This is a genomic window from Nonomuraea sp. 3N208, assembly GCF_052245935.1.
Classification (GTDB): domain Bacteria; phylum Actinomycetota; class Actinomycetes; order Streptosporangiales; family Streptosporangiaceae; genus Nonomuraea.
Genome location: NZ_JBQQBR010000030.1, coordinates 120,074 through 140,337 on the forward strand (window position 1 = coordinate 120,074; position 20,264 = coordinate 140,337).

Annotated in this window: 15 protein-coding genes; 3 read left to right on the forward strand and 12 right to left on the reverse strand. The window is 69.1% G+C overall.

Features of this window, described 5'->3' with window-relative positions:
* Positions 1 to 8 precede the first annotated feature (8 nt).
* The gene (locus ACTWPT_RS38325; RefSeq protein WP_443182415.1) at positions 9 to 281 is read right to left on the reverse strand and encodes a hypothetical protein; all 273 of its coding nucleotides are present in this window, start codon (positions 279 to 281) and stop codon (positions 9 to 11) included.
* A 610-nt stretch (positions 282 to 891) separates the two neighbouring features.
* Here ACTWPT_RS38325 and ACTWPT_RS38330 point away from each other — a divergent pair.
* Both ACTWPT_RS38330 and ACTWPT_RS38335 read left to right on the forward strand, forming a co-directional pair.
* A complete protein-coding gene (locus tag ACTWPT_RS38330) occupies positions 892 to 2,220 on the forward strand; it encodes a ricin-type beta-trefoil lectin domain protein (protein ID WP_443182416.1) in 1,329 nt (442 codons plus the stop codon).
* 193 nt (positions 2,221 to 2,413) lie between these two features.
* Positions 2,414 to 5,143, forward strand: a complete 2,730-nt coding sequence (locus tag ACTWPT_RS38335; protein ID WP_443182417.1) for a glycosyl hydrolase family 95 catalytic domain-containing protein — start codon at positions 2,414 to 2,416, stop codon at positions 5,141 to 5,143.
* An 87-nt stretch (positions 5,144 to 5,230) separates the two neighbouring features.
* Here the strand turns inward: ACTWPT_RS38335 and ACTWPT_RS38340 are convergent, their stop codons facing one another.
* Entirely contained in the window at positions 5,231 to 6,358 is a 1,128-nt protein-coding gene (locus tag ACTWPT_RS38340) for a lectin (protein WP_443182418.1), read from the reverse strand.
* A 790-nt stretch (positions 6,359 to 7,148) separates the two neighbouring features.
* Between ACTWPT_RS38340 and ACTWPT_RS38345 the strand changes: the two genes are divergently transcribed.
* Positions 7,149 to 8,927, forward strand: a complete 1,779-nt coding sequence (locus tag ACTWPT_RS38345) for an RICIN domain-containing protein (RefSeq protein ID WP_443182419.1) — start codon at positions 7,149 to 7,151, stop codon at positions 8,925 to 8,927.
* A gap of 204 nt (positions 8,928 to 9,131) precedes the next feature.
* Here the strand turns inward: ACTWPT_RS38345 and ACTWPT_RS38350 are convergent, their stop codons facing one another.
* The 10 genes from ACTWPT_RS38350 to ACTWPT_RS38395 form a co-directional block, all read right to left on the reverse strand.
* The gene (locus ACTWPT_RS38350; protein ID WP_443182420.1) at positions 9,132 to 10,088 is read right to left on the reverse strand and encodes a sugar ABC transporter substrate-binding protein; all 957 of its coding nucleotides are present in this window, start codon (positions 10,086 to 10,088) and stop codon (positions 9,132 to 9,134) included.
* Positions 10,089 to 10,137: 49 nt separating this feature from the next.
* A complete protein-coding gene (locus tag ACTWPT_RS38355) occupies positions 10,138 to 10,887 on the reverse strand; it encodes an ATP-binding cassette domain-containing protein (RefSeq protein ID WP_443182421.1) in 750 nt (249 codons plus the stop codon).
* A complete protein-coding gene (locus ACTWPT_RS38360; protein WP_443182422.1) occupies positions 10,884 to 11,897 on the reverse strand; it encodes an ABC transporter permease in 1,014 nt (337 codons plus the stop codon). Before ACTWPT_RS38360 ends, ACTWPT_RS38355 begins: the two co-directional genes overlap by 4 nt.
* Positions 11,894 to 12,892, reverse strand: a complete 999-nt coding sequence (locus tag ACTWPT_RS38365) for a Gfo/Idh/MocA family protein (RefSeq protein WP_443182423.1) — start codon at positions 12,890 to 12,892, stop codon at positions 11,894 to 11,896. The genes ACTWPT_RS38360 and ACTWPT_RS38365 overlap by 4 nt, the downstream gene beginning before the upstream one ends.
* On the reverse strand, positions 12,889 to 13,899 hold the full coding sequence (locus ACTWPT_RS38370) for an ABC transporter permease (RefSeq protein WP_443182424.1): 1,011 nt from the start codon (positions 13,897 to 13,899) through the stop codon (positions 12,889 to 12,891). Before ACTWPT_RS38370 ends, ACTWPT_RS38365 begins: the two co-directional genes overlap by 4 nt.
* The gene (locus ACTWPT_RS38375) at positions 13,896 to 14,885 is read right to left on the reverse strand and encodes an ABC transporter permease (protein WP_443182425.1); all 990 of its coding nucleotides are present in this window, start codon (positions 14,883 to 14,885) and stop codon (positions 13,896 to 13,898) included. Before ACTWPT_RS38375 ends, ACTWPT_RS38370 begins: the two co-directional genes overlap by 4 nt.
* Complete coding sequence (locus ACTWPT_RS38380) at positions 14,878 to 16,422, reverse strand: sugar ABC transporter ATP-binding protein (RefSeq protein WP_443182426.1); 1,545 nt, start codon at positions 16,420 to 16,422, stop codon at positions 14,878 to 14,880. The genes ACTWPT_RS38375 and ACTWPT_RS38380 overlap by 8 nt, the downstream gene beginning before the upstream one ends.
* Positions 16,423 to 16,472: 50 nt before the next feature.
* A complete protein-coding gene (locus tag ACTWPT_RS38385; protein ID WP_443182427.1) occupies positions 16,473 to 17,537 on the reverse strand; it encodes an ABC transporter substrate-binding protein in 1,065 nt (354 codons plus the stop codon).
* A gap of 239 nt (positions 17,538 to 17,776) precedes the next feature.
* Entirely contained in the window at positions 17,777 to 18,562 is a 786-nt protein-coding gene (locus ACTWPT_RS38390; RefSeq protein WP_305915562.1) for a DeoR/GlpR family DNA-binding transcription regulator, read from the reverse strand.
* A complete protein-coding gene (locus tag ACTWPT_RS38395; RefSeq protein ID WP_443182428.1) occupies positions 18,555 to 20,060 on the reverse strand; it encodes a rhamnulokinase in 1,506 nt (501 codons plus the stop codon). Before ACTWPT_RS38395 ends, ACTWPT_RS38390 begins: the two co-directional genes overlap by 8 nt.
* Positions 20,061 to 20,264: the final 204 nt, after the last annotated feature.

Consider the following 20,264-nt stretch of genomic DNA (forward strand, 5'->3'; position numbering starts at 1 on the left):
TCCCCTCGCTAGGCCTGATGGAAGCCGCCGGTGACCGCCGGCAGCCGTCGTCCGGCGTGCTCCGGCCGGATGTCGGGGCCGTCGGCGGCTCTGGCGTTCGGCCTGCGGGTGAACCCGTTGATCGCGTGCTCGTCGATCGTGATGCCGAGGCCCCGCGAGTCTCCGAGGATGAACGCGCCGTCCTCGACGTACAGGTCGAGTCCCAGACCACGAGCTTCAGCTGGTTCTGCTGCTTCTGCTGCGAGCCTCAGGACGGGGACTCCGTCCGGATCGGTTCCCACAGCCGGCCACGGCCAGTGCCGCGACCATCAACGCCGAACACAACACTCGCTGCTTCATTGCTGCCCGCTTTCCGAGAAGGACCGCCTGGACCCTTCCGTCCCGGCCGAATGTAATTCGTATGACGTATAACGTCAATGAGGCTCACCGTGCCGCCGACCCGGCCGGGCACTCGGAACGATTCGATTGACCGACCGTGAAAGTTTCATCGCGGCACCGCAGTGGTCACCACGGCCGCTTCCCCTGATCAGACGCAGGAGCGACAGGGTCGTCTCAGGCGAGGGCCGCCAACGTCGACAAGGCCGAGCCTTGACAGGTCTTGTCACGGTCATATTTGCTCCGCTGCACCGTCGCCTCCAGCCGCGCGAAAGAAAGGATGCGATTACGGCGGCGTTGAGTGAGCGCTAACATTTTGGGACTCGACCGGCCGGTCGATATGCGCCGGGCCGACGAGTTTCGATCGGCAGAACGCGGCGCGCCGCGTCGGCCCGGTATTCACTGAGTCAGCGACCAGAAATGCCGGCCGCTGACGCCCTCACGCCCGGAGAAGGTGGAGAAAGTGGCTTTCCCATCTACGTGTGCAACCACGAGAACGGCAAAGGAATTTGCGTGATGTCGAGGCTTAGGTCCCTCTTAACCGCCATCGCGACCACGGCACTGCTCGTCGTCCTGACCACGCCTCAAACGGCGCTGGGCGACAGCGCGACCCCGTCGCTCGCACAACAGAGCGCCCTCGCGCCCACCGCAGGATGCGGCCAGACTCCGACGCTGAGAAGCGGCACGCAGTCCATTACCACCAGCGGGAAAAATCGCAGCTACATCCTGAGAATTCCGGACAACTACAACAACACTAATCCGTACCGGTTGATATTCGGATTCCACTGGAATGGCGGCACCGCCAACGATGTCGACTCGGGCGGAACCAGTGGGTATCCCTGGTCCTATTACGGGCTCAGGGCATTGTCGAACAACACCGCGATCTTCGTCGCACCCCAGGGCATCAACAACGGCTGGGCCAACTCGGGCGGTGAGGACGTCACCTTCGTCGACGACATGATCCGGCGGATCGAGGCGGACCTCTGTGTGGACACCTCCCAGCGCTTCGCCCTGGGCTTCAGCTACGGCGGCGGCATGAGCTACGCGCTCGCGTGCGCCCGGGCGACGGTCTTCCGCGCGGTGGCGGTCTACTCCGGCGGGCAGCTGAGCGGGTGCAGCGGCGGCACCCAGCCGGTCGCGTACATCGGACTGCACGGCCTCAGGGACGGGGTGCTCAACATCTCCGCGGGCCGGTCGCTGCGTGACAGGTTCGTCAGGAACAACGGCTGCACGCCTCAGAACCCGCCGGAGCCGGCGCAGGGCAGCCTGACGCACATCGTCACCTACTACTCGGGATGCCAGGCCGGGTATCCCGTCGCATGGGCGGCGTTCGACGCGGGTCACACCCCCGGTCCCGTGGACGGGAAGCCTGGCGACTTCGAACCCGGCGAGAATTCCTGGACCAGACCAGTGGTGTGGGAGTTCTTCACGCAGTTGGGAGGCGGCAACCCAACTCCGCCGGGGACCGCGCTCAAGGGTGCGGGGTCGGGCCGGTGCCTGGACGTCACCGGCGCCTCGCAGACGAACGGCGCGCAGGCGCAGATCTGGGACTGCAACGGCCAAGCCAACCAGCAGTGGACCTCCACCACCGCTGGTGAGCTGCGCGTCTACGGCGGCAAGTGCCTGGACGTGAACGGGGCCGGGACGGCGGACGGCACCAGCGTGATCATCTGGGACTGCAACGGACAGAACAACCAGAAATGGCGCCTCAACGCCGACGGCACCGTCACCGCCGTCGGAGCGAACAAGTGCCTGGACGTGTCCGGCGCCGGCACCGCCAACGGCACCAAGATGCAGATCTGGACCTGCCACGGCGGCACAAACCAGAAGTGGACCCGCGCCTAACACTGACCGCCTGCGACAGCTGACGACGCGCCATCGCCGGGGCGACTCATCGCCCCGGCGAGCTGGGAGAACCGAAATGGCAGAATTATCGCGAAGACAAGTGCTGAGATTCGGCGCGGTTGGAGCCGGAAGTGCGCTGTTGCCGGGGCAATGGACGGCGGCCGCCCGGGCCGCGTCGGTAGCTCCTTCGGACGTGCGCGCCGCGAACGATCTGGCGCTGTGGTACGACGAAAGCGCCGGTACGGACTGGCTGCGTGCGCTTCCGCTCGGAAACGGTCGCCTGGGCGCCATGGTGTTCGGCAACGTCGACACCGAGCGACTGCAGCTCAACGAGGACACCATCTGGGCCGGTGGGCCGTACGACCAGAGCAACACGAAGGGTGCGGCGGCGCTGCCGCAGATCCGGCAGCTGGTCTTTCAGAACCAGTGGAGCCAGGCCCAGAGCCTGATCGACCAGAACATGCTGGGCAACCCTTCGGCTCAGTTGGCGTACCAGCCCGTGGGCAATCTGCGACTGGCCTTCGGCAGCGCCACCGGCGTCTCGGAATACAACCGCTGGCTGGACCTGACCACGGCCACCACGACGGTGACGTACCTGCAGAACGGCGTGCGGTATCAGCGCGAGGTGCTCGCGAGCGCGCCGGATCAGGTGATCGCCGTCCGCCTGACCGCCGACAGGCCCGGCTCGATCACCTTCTCCGCGACGTTCGACAGCCCGCAGCGGACGACGCGGTCCAGCCCGGACGGCACGACGGTGGCGCTCGACGGCATCTCCGGCGACCAGAGGGGCCTGGCCGGCAAAGTCAAGTTCCTGGCACTGGCCCGGGCCGTCGCCGAAGGCGGCAGTGTCAGCAGCTCCGGCGGCACGCTGCAGGTGAGGGCCGCCAACAGCGTGACGGTGCTGATCTCCATCGGCTCCAGCTATGTGAACTACAAGGACGTCAGCGGCGACTACCAGGGCATCGCGTCGCGTCACCTCAACGCCGCCGTCACCAGAGCCTACGACGACCTGCGTGGCCGGCACGTCGCCGACTACCAGCGGCTGTTCGGGCGCACGACGCTCGACCTCGGCCGCACCGCGGCGGCCGACCAGCCGACCGACGTACGGATCGCGCAGCACGCCAACACCAACGACCCACAGTTCTCGGCGTTGCTCTTCCAGTACGGCCGTTACCTGCTGATCTCCTCCTCGCGTCCGGGTACCCAGCCCGCCAACCTGCAGGGCATCTGGAACGACTCACTGACCCCTTCCTGGGACTCGAAGTACACCCTCAACGCCAACCTGCCCATGAACTACTGGCCGACCGACACGACGAACCTGTCGGAGTGCTACGAGCCGGTGTTCAAGATGATCAACGACCTCACGGTCAGCGGCGCCCGCACGGCCCGGGTGCAGTACAACGCCGGCGGCTGGGTGACCCACCACAACACCGACGGGTGGCGGGGCAGCTCGGTCGTCGACGGCGCGACCTGGGGCATGTGGCAGACCGGCGGCGCGTGGCTGGCCACCATGATCTGGGACCACTACCTCTTCACCGGCGACCTCGAGTTCCTCCGGCAGTACTACCCGGCCATGAAGGGGGCGGCGCAGTTCTTCCTGGAGACTCTCGTGCAGGAGCCAAGCCTGGGGTATCTGGTCACGAACCCGTCGAACTCCCCGGAACTGACTCACCACGCGGGCGTCAGCGTGTGCGCCGGACCCACGATGGACAACCAGATCCTGCGGGACCTGTTCAACGGCTGCGCCAAGGCCAGTGAGCTCCTCGGCACGGACGCGAGCTTCCGGGCGCAGGTCCTGGCCGCCCGGGACCGGCTCCCGCCGATGAAGACCGGGTCACGCGGCAACATCCAGGAGTGGCTGTACGACTGGGTCGAGACCGAGCCGAACCACCGGCACATCTCCCACCTCTACGGCCTGCACCCCAGCAACCAGATCACCAAGCGCGGCACCCCCGCGCTGTACACCGCCGCGCGGCGGACCCTCGAACTGCGCGGTGACGACGGCACGGGCTGGTCGCTGGCCTGGAAGATCAACTACTGGGCGCGGATGGAGGAGGGCACGCGGGCGCACGACCTGGTTCGCGCCCTCGTGACGACGGCCCGGCTCGCGCCGAACATGTTCGACCTGCACCCGCCGTTTCAGATCGACGGCAACTTCGGCGCGACGTCCGGCATCGCCGAGATGCTGCTGCAGAGCCACAACGGCGAGCTTCACGTGCTGCCGGCGCTGCCGGCGGCCTGGCCGAGCGGGAAGGTGCAGGGGCTTCGGGGGCGCGGCGGCTACACCGTGGACGTGACGTGGAGCTCCGGCGGGGCCACCGAGATCCTCCTCAGGTTCGACCGTGACGGGACGGTCAACGTACGCTGCCGGATGTTCGCCGGGACCTACCAGGTGGTCGATACCACCACCGGCGGTACCGTCAGCGTCGACAAACCCGAGAGCGATGTCATCAGACTGACCGGCCAAGCCGGTCGTACGTACCGCATGACCGGGTCCGGCCCCGCGCCGACGAGCTACATGCGTATCACCAATGTCACCACCGGTCTGGTGCTGGACAGCGGCGGGAATGTCGCCTCCGGGTCGAACCTCAAGCAGTGGAACTGGGACGGCAGCACCAACCTGCAGTGGCAGCTCGTGGACCTGGGTGGCGGGTGGTACCGCATCGTCAACCGCACCAACGGCATGGTCGCCGACAGCTGGGGCAACACCGCCAACGGCGCCAACGCCAGGCAGGCGGCGTGGAATGGCGGCAACAACCAGCAGTGGCGCCTCAACAACATGGGCAACGGCCGCTACCAGATCATCAACCGCGGCACCGGCACGGCCCTGGACGGTATGGGCAACAGCACCGCCGGCTCCACCGTGGCCATGTGGACGCCGAACAACAGCACCAACAACCAATGGACTATTACGGGCGCGTGAAACCCGACCCTCGCAGACCTCTGCCCAACGCGCGCTTCGCCGCAACCGGCCACCGGTTGCGGCGAATGCCGGTGCGCCTTCGCCAGGTCAGGTGCGGGTCCAGCGTTGGTTGGCGGCGCCGTTGCAGGACCAGATCTGGAGTTTGACGCCGTTGGCGGTGGAGTAGTTCGGCACGTCCAGGCACTTGTTCGCGCCGACCGCGGTGATGGTGCCGTCGGAGTTGAAGCGCCATTTCTGGTTGTTCTGACCGTTGCAGTCCCAGATGATCACACTGGTGCCGTCGGCGGTGCCGCCGCCGTAAACGTCCAGGCACTTGCCGCCGTAGACCCGCAGCTCACCGCTCGCGGTCACCGTCCACTGCTGGTTGGCCTGGCCGTTGCAGTCCCAGATCTGCGTCTGCGCGCCGTTCGCCTGCGAGGCGCCGGAGACGTCAAGACACCGGCCCGACCCCACACCCCTGATCGCACCCGCACCAGGTGTTGGGCTGGGGGTGCCGCTCCCCGGCTGGCCGATGCTGCCCGGTACCGACTGAAGGGCTTCGTACCAGGCGGCGGCCATCTTGTCGTAGCCGCCGGCGGTGGGGTGGATGCCGTCGATCAGGTCGGAGGTGGTCACCTTGCTGTGCATGTCGACCAGGTGGACATGTTTGCCGCTGTTCACCTTGCTCTGGACGATGCCGGGGATCGCCGCGTTGAAGGTGCGGCCGGCCGACTCCTGGCCGGAGTTGGACAGCGGGATGATGGTGGCGACGAAGACGTCCGCGTTGGGCACGGCTGTGGTGATGTGGTCGATCAGCGTGGACAGCCGTTGCGGTGCACCGGCCAGGTTGTAGTTCTGCAGGACATCGTTGGTGCCGATGTGCAGCAGCACCGTACGCGGTGTGTACGTACGCAGCCAGCCCGTGATGTTCGCGTCGATCTGATCGATCCGCCACCCGGGATGGCCCTCATGATCGTGGTCGCCCAGGCTGCCCGGCCCATTGAACTGCGACCCGACAAAGTCGACCGTGTAGCGGCCGGCGGCCAAGCGCTGCCACAACCCGATCCGGTACCCGCCCGGCACCTGCGTGCCCTCGGTGATCGAGTCGCCCAACGGCATGACGCGCACCCCGCCGTTGGACTCCGCGCCGGCGCCCCCCGCCCCCATCGCCGCACCCGCTACCACCAAGGCCACGGCCATCAGCGCGGCGGCCCACCATCGTCCCCACGTACGCATGCTCAACTCCTCGCGGCGCTCAAGGAGCAGGTCGAATCGAGTGGCAAGGTTTGCGCTAATGCGCTTACGTTCCGGCCCGCCCTTGTGGACACGGGGACCTCCTTTGGAAGGATCGGCGACTTGGGATCGTGCTGAGTGGTTGCCGCACCCGGGCCACGGCCGGCAGGTTCGGGGCTGACCCGATTCGGCATGCCGGGAGCGGCTCCCGAAGTGTCTGTTAGCGTTAACATCACCGTGGCGAATCGAGTGCTCCTTCCACGCAGGCCGACTGAGGTGGTGGTGTGGCGGGAGCAAACATGACGCCAGAAGATCCGTCAAGGGCCCGCTCTCCTGCGTCACGATTCCGCCGCATGCCGAAGCGACCTGAGCAGGGCCGGCCGGGAGCGGCCGCACTGTCGCGGCGGGGCCAAGTGATGAAACGTTCATCCCGTGGCGGCGTGGCGTGACCGGGACGTACCAGCGCACCCGCCTCCTGGGTGCCGATCACGCCATCGAACCGATTCGTCCGCGGTCTTGACATGTTTCGTGGTGGTTTCCACACTGAGTCCGCAAGGTGGCTACCTCCTCACCCAGACCAACTCACCCTGCTGACCTGCGCTCCACGCTCCCAGTGGCGCCCGCCTGAGCCCGTCACCCGCGACGGCGGTGCGGCGTGCCTTGAGTTACTCCGGCCCCCACCACTTCGGAGGAGCGGAAGCTTGCCGCCGTCCGTGAGCCGGCAAGGGCACCGCCACCAGCCCCCCGTGGCCCGCTCGACCTGCCCCGACCCTCCGTGACCAAGGAGTCACATATGGACGCCACACCCTGCAGGCGGCACAGAAGCCGCCGCGGGATCGCTGCCCTCCTTGCCGCAGGCGCACTCGTCGCCGGCCCCGTCGTGACGGCCGCCACGCCGGCCCTGGCCGCGGACCAGACCATCACCGTCGACTTCTCCGCCGGTGGTGGCTCTCCCACCTACCGCGCCTCCGGGTGGATCTACGGCATGACCGAGAACGCGTCGGCGCCGCCGGACCGTTTCTACACCGATGTGAAGTTCCGGTACATGCGCGCTGGCGGGGCACAGCTCGACAGTCCGGGCGGCTGGGTGTCGGGCAAATACGACCGCCGATGGAACTCCACCCGCGCTCAGCTGCTGCGCACGCGATCGCTGGGCGGGGAGTTCATCCTGCTCGTCCACGACCTGTGGGGGGCCGACGGCTACCCGATCTCGCGATTCCCCGGCGACAACGGCGACTGGACCGACTACGACAACTTCCTCACCCGTCTGATCAACGACGTACGGGCGACGGGCGCCACCGTACAGTGGGACCTCTGGAACGAGCCCAACATCACCTTGTTCTGGAACCGCCCTCAGTCCCAGTACTTCGAGCTGTGGCGGCGCACCTACCAGCGCATTCGGGCCGCGTTCCCGACGCATCTCATCGTCGGGCCGAGCTGCGCGTGCGTACCTTCGGCCACGCACTCGTTCTGGAACCAGTACCTGGACTACGTCAAGGCCAACAACGTGGTCCCCGACATCATCAGCTGGCACTCCCTGCCCGGCGACCCGGTCGCCAACGTGGCTGCGGCGGATACCACGCTGAACTCCCGCGGCATCCCGCACCCACGCCCGTACCAGATCAACGAATACGGGGCGTCCAACGAGCAGAACCCCGGTGACGGATCCTGGTACATCGCACGCCTGGAAAGGGCCGGCGCCGACGGCCTGCGCGCCAACTGGGCGGGCGGCGGAAACCTGCACAACGACCTCGGCAACCTGCTCGTCCGCAACTCGGCAGGCGAGTACCAGCCGAAGGGTGAATGGTGGGTCTACCGCTTCTACGGCTCTCAGACCGGCCAGATCGTGTCCGTCACCCCCAGCTCCTCATACGACGCGTTCGCCACCAAGGCGGCCGGAACGGCCAAGATCCTGGTCGGCGGCGGCACCACGACCGGCAACATCGCCGTCAACCTGCGGCGCCTGGACACAACGAGCAGCATCGTGCAGAACAACCAGGTAAGAGTCGTCGCCGAGCGCATCCCCTACAACGGCGGCGGCGCCGTCCAGGGCCCGGTCCTCTTCCAGAACTCCGTGGTGACGCTGTCCGGCGACGGCACGACGGTCAACCTGCCGCACACCGCCATCGACGACACCTACACGATCACGCTCCTGCCTCCCACGGACCCCGGACCCGGCGGCGGGTCGACGTCGGTGTTGCGGAACGTCAACGCCGGCCGGTGCCTGGACGTCCCGAACGCGAGCACCGTCAACGGCACCCAGCTCCAGCTCTGGGACTGCGGCGGCGGCAACAACCAGCAGTGGACCCTCACCTCGTCCAGGCAGTTGCAGGTGTACGGCAACAAGTGCCTGGACGCCAAGGGGCAGGGCACCGGTAACGGCACCCAAGTGATCATCTGGGACTGCAACGGGCAGGCGAATCAGCAATGGAACGTCAACGGCGACGGCAGCATCACCGGCGTGCAGTCCGGCCTCTGCATGGAGGCGAGCAACTTCGGGACCGCGAACGGAACGAAGGTGCAGCTGTGGTCCTGCACCGGCACGACCAGCCAGAAATGGACCAAGAGCTGACCCGATGGCCTGCGAGGATCACCGCACTGAGACCGGCAAAATCCCCGCAGGCCCGCTCTTCCATACGTGGGTGCCGCGGTCGGGCAGGCGCGTCGCCGCACCGTCATCGGGTCGGGAGGCGCTGCAGGAGAGGGCTGGTGTGGCGCTGTGCCGTTGGCGGTGAAGCCGAACGTGGTGGTGCCGTTGGCTCCTGTGCCTGCGGCGTCACTGGAAGCCCGTGACGTTCTCCTTCGTCACCATCTCTGTGCCGGTGTCGATGATCGCCGGGACCTTCTGGCCCCGGGCCGCGGCGACCGCGGTCTCGATACCGGCCGAGCCCATCTTGGCGGGGAACTGGGCGACCGACGCCGCGACCTCACCTCCGGCGATGGCCTTCAGCTCGCCCGGTGAGGCGTCGAAGCCCACCAGCACGAGCTCGCCCGGCTTCTTGCCGGCGGACTTGACGGCCTGGAGGGCGCCGAGGATCGGCGGCCCGCAGGCCCCATAGATGGCGGCGATGCCGGGATGAGCGGCCAGGATGTCCTGGGCGGCGTTGAGCCCCTTGGTCTGGTCGCAGTCGGTGGCGGGTTTGGAGACCACGGTGACGCCGTCACCGAGCGTGGACAGCATGCCGGTGACGCGGTCGTCGAGCGAGGGGTTGCCGAGCCGCCCCTGCAGTACGGCGATCGTCGAGCCGGGCTTGACGCGCTCGGCGAGCCAGGCACCCGCCAGCTTGCCGCCCGCGAGATTGTCGGTCGCCACCACCGACGACTTACCTGCCCAGCCGGGGATGTCGTTGTCCACCAGGACGACCTTGACCCCGGCATCCACGGCCTTCTGCAGAACGTTCTGGAGGTTGGGGCTCGTCGGCGTGATCGCGATGGCCTTGACCCCCTTGGCGAGCATCGACTCGATCTGGGCCGTCTCGCCTTCGTCGTCCGTGCCGCTCTTGCCCTGGCCGAAGAGGACCTCGACGTCTGGGTGGTCGCGGTTCCAGGTCTTCACCGCGTCGACCATGGTGTCGTAGAAGTCGACCGGGAACTTCGTGATGAACCCAACCTTGATCGGTTCGGCGGTGCCGGGAGACGCCCCGGTCGTGGACGTACCCGAGCCGGTGGAGCAGGCGCCGAGACAGAGCGCCAGCGCGAGGGCCAGCGAGGCTGACCGAAGGTGTGGTGCCATCGTTCTCATCTCTTTCTGGAGGGTGGTAGCGCGGAACGCCGGAGGGAGGTCACGAGTCGCCTCCGACGATGAGCGAGACGATCGCCTGCTGGTTGTCCGGCGTAGGCCTCATCTCGCCGACCTTGCGACCGCGCCGCAGCACCGCGGCTCGGTCGGCGATCTCGATCACGTGATCCATGGCATGGGAGATGACGATGACGGCGTGGCCCTCCTCGCGCAGGCGCAGGATGAGGTCGAGCACTCGCCGCGACTCGCGCAGCCCGAGCGCTGCCGTCGGCTCGTCGAGGATCACGACCTTCGACGCGAACGCCGCGGCCCTGGCCACGGCGATGGCCTGCCGCTGGCCTCCGGACATCAGACCGACCGCGGCGTGGGGGTCGGCGATCCCGACCTGGAGGCGTGTCAGCAACTCGCCCGTCGCCCGGGACATGTCCCGGCGGCGAAGCAGCCGCAAGCCGCGGGGAAGCCAGCGCGGCCCGGCGACCTCCCGCCCGGCGTAGAAGTTCGCGACGGGATCCAGATTGTCGAACAGCGCGAGGTCCTGGTAGACGGTCTCGACCCCGAGGGCTCGGGCGGCGGCGGGCGAGCCCGTCGTCACCGCGACTCCGCCCATCTCGATGGATCCCGCGTCCAGCCGGTGCACGCCGCTGATGCACTTGATCAGCGTGGACTTGCCCGCCCCGTTGTCACCGAGGAGGGCGAGCACCTCGCCGGCGAACACCTCCAGATCCACGCCGTCGAGGGCGAGAACGGCGCCGAAGCGCTTGGTGGCGCCGCGAACGGCCAGGACGGGCGTCATGACCGCGCCGCCCGCGCGATGCGGAAGCGGCCTTCCAGCCGCCCGCGGACGACGTCGGACTCGACGGCCAAGACGATGACGACGCCGATGACGATCGGCTGCAGAAAAGCGTCGACGTCGAGCAGGTTCATGCCGTTCCGAATGATTCCGATCATGAGTGCTCCCACGAGTGCGTTGCCTACGCCACCCCGGCCGCCGAGGAAGCTCGCGCCCCCTATGACCACGGCGGCGATCGAGTCGAGCTCGGCCAGGTCGCCGAAGGTGGGGGAACCGGCGTTGAGCCGGCCGGAGGTGACGATCGCGGCGATCCCGGCGGCCAGGCCGCTCAGGACGTACACCGAGATCACCACCCGGTCGACGGGGATCGCTGCCCTCCGGGCTGCCTCCGGGTTCCCGCCGACGGCGTAGATCCAGCGCCCCCACACCATCCGCGTGGTGAGCAGGAGGACGGCCAGCGCCACTGCGGCGACCAGGAAGGCCGAATACGGCAGCCAGCCTGCCGAGCCGCCGCCCATCGTCTGGACGATCTCGGGCATGCCCTGCTGCGGTTGCCCGCCCGACAGCCACAGGGCGAGGCCCCGCCCCGCGCTCAGGGTGGCGAGCGTGATGATGAAGGGGTGGGGCAGCCGGCCCAGGACGTAGCCCATGCCGTTGATCGCGCCGACCGCCATGCCGGTGGCCAGCATGGCGAGGACGACGACCGGTCCGGACGGTACGGCGGAGTAGACAAGGGCCCCGGTCACGGAGGCGAGCGCCAGCGTCGATCCCACGGACAGGTCGATCCCCCTGGTGAGGATCACCAGGAGCTGCCCGATGGCGAGCACCGCGATCACCGCGCTCTGCGCCAGCACGTTGCCCAGGTTGAGCACGGTGAGGAACGCGGGTGACAACATGCTCATGATCACGATGAGGAGCAGCAGGATCAGCGCCGGGCCGAGCCGGATGGCCAGCAGCGCGAGCCGCAGCGGATCGCTGCCCAGGCGGCGCAGGGCCCCGGCCTCGGCGGTCACGTCATCTCTCCGGGGGCGGTGTCCACTCGCTTCCCCGACTCGTACGAGCGGATCACGGCGTGCGCGAGCTCGAGCGCGCGACGCCCGGCGCGGGCGTGGACGGGCGGCGGGTCTCCGGCGCGCAGGGCGGTGAGCACCTCGTCGACGTGCCGGTCGAAGGTGGTGTGGAAGCCCCGGTCGGCGTCGTTGAAGTAGCCCGCCTGCCACACCCGGCTCGTCTCGTCACCGGCCGGCGTGTAGGTGTAGCGGCGGACGGTGTCTTCGACGAGGATCCGGCCGCCGGTGCCGTTGATCTCCAGCAGGTGGGTTCCCGGGTAGGCGTACGACGAGTCGTACGTGCCGAGGAGCGTCCCCACTGCCCCGCTCGCGAACCGCACGGCGATCGCCATCGTCGTGTACGGCGGCCCGCCGGTCATCTGGGCCGTCACGGACGAGATCGGGCCGCACAGGTGCTCGACCATGTCGAAGCCGTGGCACTGGGTCTCGATGAGGTTGGCGTGGGGGTGCCGGCTGGTGCCGGCCTCTCCGCCGAATCGCCAGGTCGCGAAGACCAGCCGGCCCAGCTCACCGCGCTCGATGGCCGCCGCCGCCAGCCGTACGGGACGGGCGTAGCGGTGGTTGAAGTTGATGGCGAAGAAGAGCCGGCGGGCCTCGGCCTCGGCGATCAGGACGTCCGCCTCCTCGAGCGAGAAGACGAGCGGCTTCTCGACCAGCAGCGGGATCCCCGCCTCGACCAGCAGCCGGGTGGTGGCGAAATGGTCTTCGTTCGGCAGGCACACGGAGATCAGGTCGGGCCGCTCCCGGGCGATCATCTCCTCCACGTCGAGATAGGGGCGCACGCCGAACCGCCGGGCGCGCTCGACGGTTCGCTTCTCGGTCCGCCCCACGATGGCGCGCAGCTCGGCGTCCTCGTGGCCGGAGAACACGCGGGCGTGGTGCAAGCCCCACCAGTCGCCGGTGCCGACCACCGCGACCCTGGTTCGATTGCCTTTCACTGTCGTCTCCTCCTTGCCAGGGCGGCCTGGACGAGTACGACCAGGACGAGGAAGGTGCCGCTGACCACCTGCTGGTAGGCGGAGCTGAGCGTGCCCACCTGGTTGATCAGGTTCTGGATCACCTTGAGCAGCAGTACGCCTGCGAGGGTCCCCCCGAGCGATCCGGCGCCTCCGGTGAGCAGCGTGCCGCCGATCACGACGGCCGCGATGGCCTCCAGTTCCCTGCCTTCGCCGAGGGTGGGGAGCCCTGAGGCGGTCTGCGCGGCGATGAGGACTCCCGCGAGGCCGGCCAGCAGGGAGCTCAGCACGTAGACGCGGACCCGGATGCGAGCCACCGGGAGCCCCATGAGCTCGGCGGCGTGCCCGTCCCCGTTCCCGGCGGCGAAGACCCGCAGGCCGAACCGGGTGCGGTTGAGTACCACGCCGGCCGCGGCGAAGACCGCGAGGGCGATCAGCACCGGGACACCGACGCCGAGAACAGTGGCCTGTCCGATCCGGGTGAGGGCCAGATCGGCCGGGATGATGTAGACCTGGTTACCCTCCTGTGAGACCGCGAAGGCCAGCCCTCGGGCGAACAGCAGGGTCGCCAGGGTGACGACGAACGGCGCCAGCCGGGCCCGTCCGATCAGCAGCCCGTTCACCAGGCCGATCAGCCCGCAGACCGCCAGGGGCAGCAGGACCGCGCCCGCCGTCCCCCAGCGGGAGCCGTACGCCGACAGGACACCGGACAGCGCGAGAACGGACCCGACGGACAGGTCGATCCCGCCGGAGAGGATCACGAACGTCATGCCGGTCGCGACCAGCAGCAGGTAGGAGGCGTCCAGCGCGATGGCGCCGAGGTTCCCCGGGCCGGTGAAGCTCGAGCCGAAGGTCAGCGACCCGAGGAGGAGGACCAGGACGAGCACCAGGGCGGCCCCGTGCCGGCGGGCGAGTGCCGCCAACCGCGTCCGCCCGGTGCCGGCGGCCGGCGAGAAGGGGGCGGCACGTACCGCCTGTCCGGTCGTCACGTCCCGCTCCTGTTCCGCTGCGCGTACACGGCGGCCACGATGATCGCCGCCTGGATCATCCGGGCGGTCGAGTCGTGCAGGTCGTGCTGGATGACCGTGGCGATGATGAGCTGCATCAGCAGCGCCCCCATCAGCGTGCCGAGGATCCGGACGCGGCCTCCGGCGAGGGGCGTGCCCCCCACGACCACGGCGGTGATGGCGCTCAGCTCGATCAGCAGCCCGGTGAACGAGGGGTCGCTCGCGCTCTGCCGCCCGGTGGTGAGCACTCCGGCCATAGCTGCGAGCACCCCGCTGATCACATAGACGGTGACCAGGGTCCGCCGTACGGGCAGGCCGGCCAGGAGCGCCGCGGGCCGGTTGCCTCCCACGGCCAGCAGCCTGCGGCCGAACGCGGCGCGGCGCAGGACGAACCCGGCGGCGGCGGCGACCGTCAGGGCCATGAGCACGGGCAGTGGGACCCCCAGCACCTGCCCGCCGCCGATGGCGGCCAGCGTGGGGTCGAAGATCTCGACGAGCCGGCCGTCCGCGAGCACTAGCGCCGCCCCCCGTCCGGCTACGAGCAGCCCGAGGGTGGCGACGATCGGCTGGATGCCGTAGGCGACCAGCCCGCCGTTCACAAGTCCCACGGCCGCACCGGCGAGCACCGCGACGGCGATGGCGGGCCAGGGCCCGTAGCCGAGGTAGAGCGGCAGCAACGCCGCCGCGATGGCCATTGTGGAGCCGACCGACAGGTCGATGCCTCCGGTGCCGATCACCAGTGCCATGCCGAGGGCGACGATGGCCACCGGGGCTACCTGGACGAGCTGGAGACGTAGATTCGCGACCGTGGCGAAGTTCGGCGTGAACACCAGGTTGAACGACAACAGGACGCCGAGGGCGAGGTAGACCCCGTAATCGGACAACCAGGTCACCCGCCCCGCCGCGCCCGTGCGGCCGGCCACGCGGGTGGGGGTGGGCGCGGAAGTCCCGCTGGGCGGCTCAGTCATCGAACCGCCCATCGGCAGATCCATCCGAGTCGGCCGCGGCGATCAGCTCCATGATCGGCCGCTCGCCGATCTCCGCACCGCGCAGCACGCCGGCCGCCGTCCCGTCCCGCAGGACCACGACGGTGTCGGCGCCCTCCACGATCTCCTCCAGCTCCGCCACCAGCAGCACGCCGAGGCCCTCATGAGCGAGCTCGTCGATGAGCGCCTGAACCTCCGCCTTGGCGCCGATGTCGATGCCCCGCGTCGGCTCGTCGAGGATCAGCACCGCGGGATGGAGACAGAGCATGCGGGCGAGCAGCACCTTCTGCTGGTTGCCTCCGGACAGCTCGCCCACCTTCTGGTCGGGCGAGGACACCTTGATCCCGAGGCGGCGGACGAATGCGTCGACGATGCGGTCGCGCGCCCGGCGGGACACCAGCCCGCCCCGGGTGAGGCGGGGCAGCGCCGCCAGCGTGATGTTGTCACGGACCGACAGCCCCGGCACGACACCCTCGGCCTTGCGGTCCTCCGGCACCATGCAGACACCCGAGCGGATGGCGATGGCGGGGTTCCAGCGCCGGCGGGCGCGCCCCGCCACCTCCACCGATCCGGCGTCGAGGGGGTCGGCGCCGAACACCGCTCTCACCGTTTCTGACCGGCCGGAGCCGAGCAGGCCCGCGAGTCCCACCACCTCGCCCGGGCGTACCTCGACGGAGACACCGTGCAGAGCGTGCTCGCGCACCAGGGACTCGGCCCGCAGAACCGGCGCGGCGCGGCCCACCTCGTGGGCCTCGCCGAAGCTCGTCACGCCGTGGCGGCGCACCTCGGCCACCGGCCGGCCGAGCATCGCGGCGACCAGGCCGATGCGGGAGGTCTCCCGGACGAGACCGGTGCGGACCAGACGGCCGTCACGCAGGACGCTGACCCGCTGGCAGACGCGGAAGACCTCATCCAGCTTGTGAGTGACATAGAGGATCGCGATGCCCTGCGCACGCAGCACCTCGATGACATCCGCGAGCCGGTCCACCTCGCGCGGGGCCAACGAGGAGGTCGGCTCATCCATGATCACCAATCGGGCGCGCGCACTGACCGCACGGGCGATCGCCACCATCTGCCGGATGCCGAGACCGAGCTCGCCGAGCGGCCGGCGGACGTCCACGGCCACGCCGTACCGGGCGAGGACCTCGGCGGCCTCGCGCCGCAGCCGCGACCGGTCGAGCAGCCCCAAGCGAGTGATCGGCTCCCTGCCGAGGAAGAGGTTGTCGGCCACGCTCAGCAGCGGGGCGAGCTCCACCTCCTGGTAGATGGTGCTGATCCCGGCGTCCTGAGCGTCGGCGGGCCCGGAGAAGGACACCGGCCGCCCGAGGTGGCGGATCGTGCCACCGTCAGGCCTGTGCACCCCGGTGAGCACCTTGATCAACGTGGACTTCCCCGCACCGTTCTCCCCCACCAGCGCGTGGGCTTCGCCGGCGTCGAGCCGCAACGAGACGCAGTCGAGGGCGAGGGTCCCGCCGAACCGCTTGGAGATGGCATGCGCCTCGCACACCGCTTCATTCATGTGCCCGCTCCCGGACGTCGTGAGGGCGGCGGTCCGGGCCGCCCCCGGGCTCAGTAGGCGTTCGGCAGTTCGACCTTGGCGTTCTCAGGGGTGTACTCCTTGTCGGAGATGATCGTCTTCGCCGGCACGCCCTTGCCTGCGTAGAAGTCCTCGAGCGCCTGGAAGGCCAGCGGCCCGAATCGTGGGTTCGACTCGATGACCGCGGCGATCCAGCCGTCGACGATGCCCTGGACCGCGCCACGAGTGCCGTCGATCGTGACGATCTTCACGTCACCCGGCTTCTTGCCCGCCGCCTTGAGCGCGGCGACGGCGCCAAGGGCCATCTCGTCGTTCTCCGCGTAGATGGCGCTGATACCGGGGTTGGCGGAGATGAGCTGCTCGGTGACCGCGCGCCCCTTCTCACGGGTGAAGTCGCCGGTCTGCTCGGCCACGACCTTCAGCGCCGAGCCCTTCGCGGCGAGCTGATCCTTGAACCCCTTGGTCCGGTCGACGGTGACGTTCACCCCTGAGGCTCCGAGCAGGATCGCGACCTCTCCCTTGTCTCCCGTCGCGGTGATCATCGCATCGGCGGCTCGGGCACCCTGCTTGACGAAGTCGGAGCCGATCCAGCCGACGTAGTCGACGCAGGCCTTTTTGGTGGTGAGCAGCCGGTCGATCGTCATGATCGGGACTTTGGCATCCTGGGCCGCCTTGAGCGCGGGGTCGAGCCCTTCGGAGTTGAGCGGGGAGATGATCAGGACCTTGGCACCCTGGGCGATCATGCCCTGGATGTCGGCGATCTCCTTGTTGAGGTCCGACTGCGCGTTCGTCGTGATCAGCTTGATGCCTCGCTGCGCGGCCTCGTCCTTGATCGACTGCGTCTCCGTGATCCGGAACGGGTTCGCTTCCTTCTCCGACTGCGCGAACCCCACGGTGACGTTCTTCAGATCGAGCTTGGGCACACCGCCGTTGTATCGCTCCGGAGTGCACAGCGACGCGTCTCCAGAGGTCGCCTCCACCTGCTGCTGGGCGGACGCGCCGGCGTCCGCGGGACCGTCGCCGACCGACTTGGTGCACGCGCTCAGCGTGAGCGCCAGCAGGCCCACGACGGCTGTGGCCATTGTTCTGCAGGGCATCACGTAACCCCTTCTTCCGAGGGAACGAACCCATCCACTGCCAGGATTTGCCTACTTTTGACAGGAACTTGGAGGGATCATAGTCACGGCGGGCGCGGATGTGTCAATACGCGTCGGCAGATGTCATGCAGTGTCGAGTCGACCTCATGCTCACGAGCTGGCCATATACGGCAATAGGGGAAGGGCGGATATGTTCGGCGTGCTATGCGCCAGTAAGACCTGTCATTTCAGGTCAAAATTCATCGGTTCATGTCAGCGATGTGAACGTCGACCTGTGCCTGGACGAGCCGGTCGACCATGACGGGATCGGCCTTCGAGTCCGTGACCAGGACCCTCATGCGCGCGGTGGCCACGGTCTGGCACATCGTGTCATGACCGATCTTGGAGTGGTCGGCGAGGACGACGACCTCGCGGCCGGCCGCGGCGAGAGCCTGGTCGGTGGCGGCGGCGAAGACGTTGGGCGTGGTCAGTCCCCTCTCGGGGGTGACGCCGTCCCCTGACAGGAAGGTCTGCGCGCCCCGCAGGCCCTCCAGGTGCTGCTCGGTGATCGGCCCCACGAAGGCTTGGATGGATCGGCGCAGCGTGCCGCCCACCGCGACGACTTCGACGTGGGGCGCGTCCATGAGCGCCTCGACCACCAGGGTGGAGTTGGTGACGACGGTGAGGGACGGCAGCTTGGCGAGCCGGCGGGCCAGCGCCGCGGTGGTCCGCCCGGGCCCGAGCAGGACGGCGGTGCCAGGCTCCACGAGCGTCGCGGCGTGGTCGGCGATGGCCTCGCGCTCGGCCGCCACCACGTCCGGGAGAGCCGGTCGCGACGCCGCTGACAGGACGGGCCGCGTCACGCCGCCCCGGGTGGCGTGCAGCAGGCCCTCGCCTACCAGCGATCGCAGGTCACGCCGGACAGTGGACTCCGACGTGCCGAGCGCGCCGGCCAGCTCCTGGAATGAGGCGTATCCGTGCTCGTGCACGTGCTCCAGGATGCGGCGTCGCCGCTCTGCGATCAGCATGGGACCGGGCTCACCCATCTGTGGTAGGGCTCCTCTGGGACGCTACTTTACTCCAGAAGTTGTCAACAGCGGTCAATCGCCGAAATCGAGCGTACGCCGCATCGTACGGCTCACGCTCGCCGGCCGGCGTGTACACCCGGGGCGGGAACGACCGGCGGACCACCTCGCGCAGCTCTCCAAGGGAACCGATGCCCTCGTGGGCCATGACCTGGACGAGGAGATTGCCGATGCCGGTCGCCTCGACCGGCCCAGCGAGCACGGGCCGCCCGCCGATGTCCGCGGTGAGCCGGCAGAGTGTGTCGCTGGCGGCGCCGCCTCCGACGAGATGCACGGCCTCGACCGGGCGGCCCGTCAGCTCCTCGGCCTGCTCCAGGACCAGGCGGTAGGAGCACGCCAGGCTCTCCAGGATGCAACGCACCGTCGCGGCCCGGCCCTCGGGCACCGGCTGGCCTGTCGCGCGGCAGAACGCCGCGACCCGGCCCGGCATGTCCTCCGGCTTGAGGAAACCCAAGTGAGCGGGGTCGATCAGCGGGCCGAAGGCGGGCGCGGTCGCGGCCTCTGCGACCAGGTCCGCATACGCAGCGCGGGTCCCCCAGGCCCGGCGGCACTCCTGGAGCAGCCACAGGCCGTTGAGATTGCGCAGGAACCGCACGGTGCCGAGCACGCCACCCTCGTTGGTGAACCCGGCGAGCCGGGACTCTGGAGTGGTGATGGGCCCGGCCGTCTCCACACCGACGAGCGACCACGTGCCGCAGGAGACGTACGCGACCGCGCCAGAGGAGCCGCTCGGACCGGAGACGACGGGGAGCGCCGCAACCGCCGATGCGGTGTCATGACCGGCCACGGCGACCACGACGGCCTCGCCGGGCCGGCCGGATTCGTCCCGCAGCGACCCGGCGACCGTGCCGGGCTCGACGATTTCCCCGCCGAACAGACGCGACGGCAGCCCGAGCCGGGCGATGAGGTCGCCGGCCCAGCGGCCGGTCCGGGCGTCCAGGAGCTGGCTGGTGCTGGCGATCGTCCGCTCGGTGAGCATCTCGCCGCTCAGCCAGAGGGTGAACAGGTCCGGTAACATCACCAGCCGATCGGCGGCGTCCAGCAGCGGCGACCCGGCATGCGCGAGCAGCTGGCACGAGGTGTTGATGGGCAGCGGCTGCACCCCCGTCACCTCATATTGCTCCTGAGAGGAGACCAGGGCGGTCAGGCCCGCGGTGTAGGGGTCGCGATGGTGCCGGGGGTTGGCCAGAAGCCGCTGGTCGCGGTCGAGCAGCCCGAAGTCGTTGCCCCACGCGTCCACGCCCACGCTGACGACCCGGCGCTCGGCGGCGACGCGCCCGATCCCGGCACGCGCCTCCGCCAGCAGGCGCAGAACGTCCCAGTGGAGGCCGCCGAGAACGCGCACCGGCACGTTGGGAAAGCGGTGGGCTTCGCTCACCACGAGACGCTCGCCGTCGAACTCACCCGCGAGCACCCGTCCGCTCTCCGCCCCGAGATCCACGGCGACGTAGGTGGGCACAGGCCGAGCCTATCCCGCTCACGGCGCCCGGAAGGTGCCGCAAGGTCACGGTTGGAAGGCGGCTGCGCCCACGCTGTACGGCTGCCGGCAGAGGCCCGCCTGATGGCCGCCGTTCTGGAATACCCGCCTTGACCGGCGCGGCGCAGCACCGCCACCTCGTACCGCAGGACCAGGGTCTCCGCCTCCTTGGAGGCACTGCCGAGT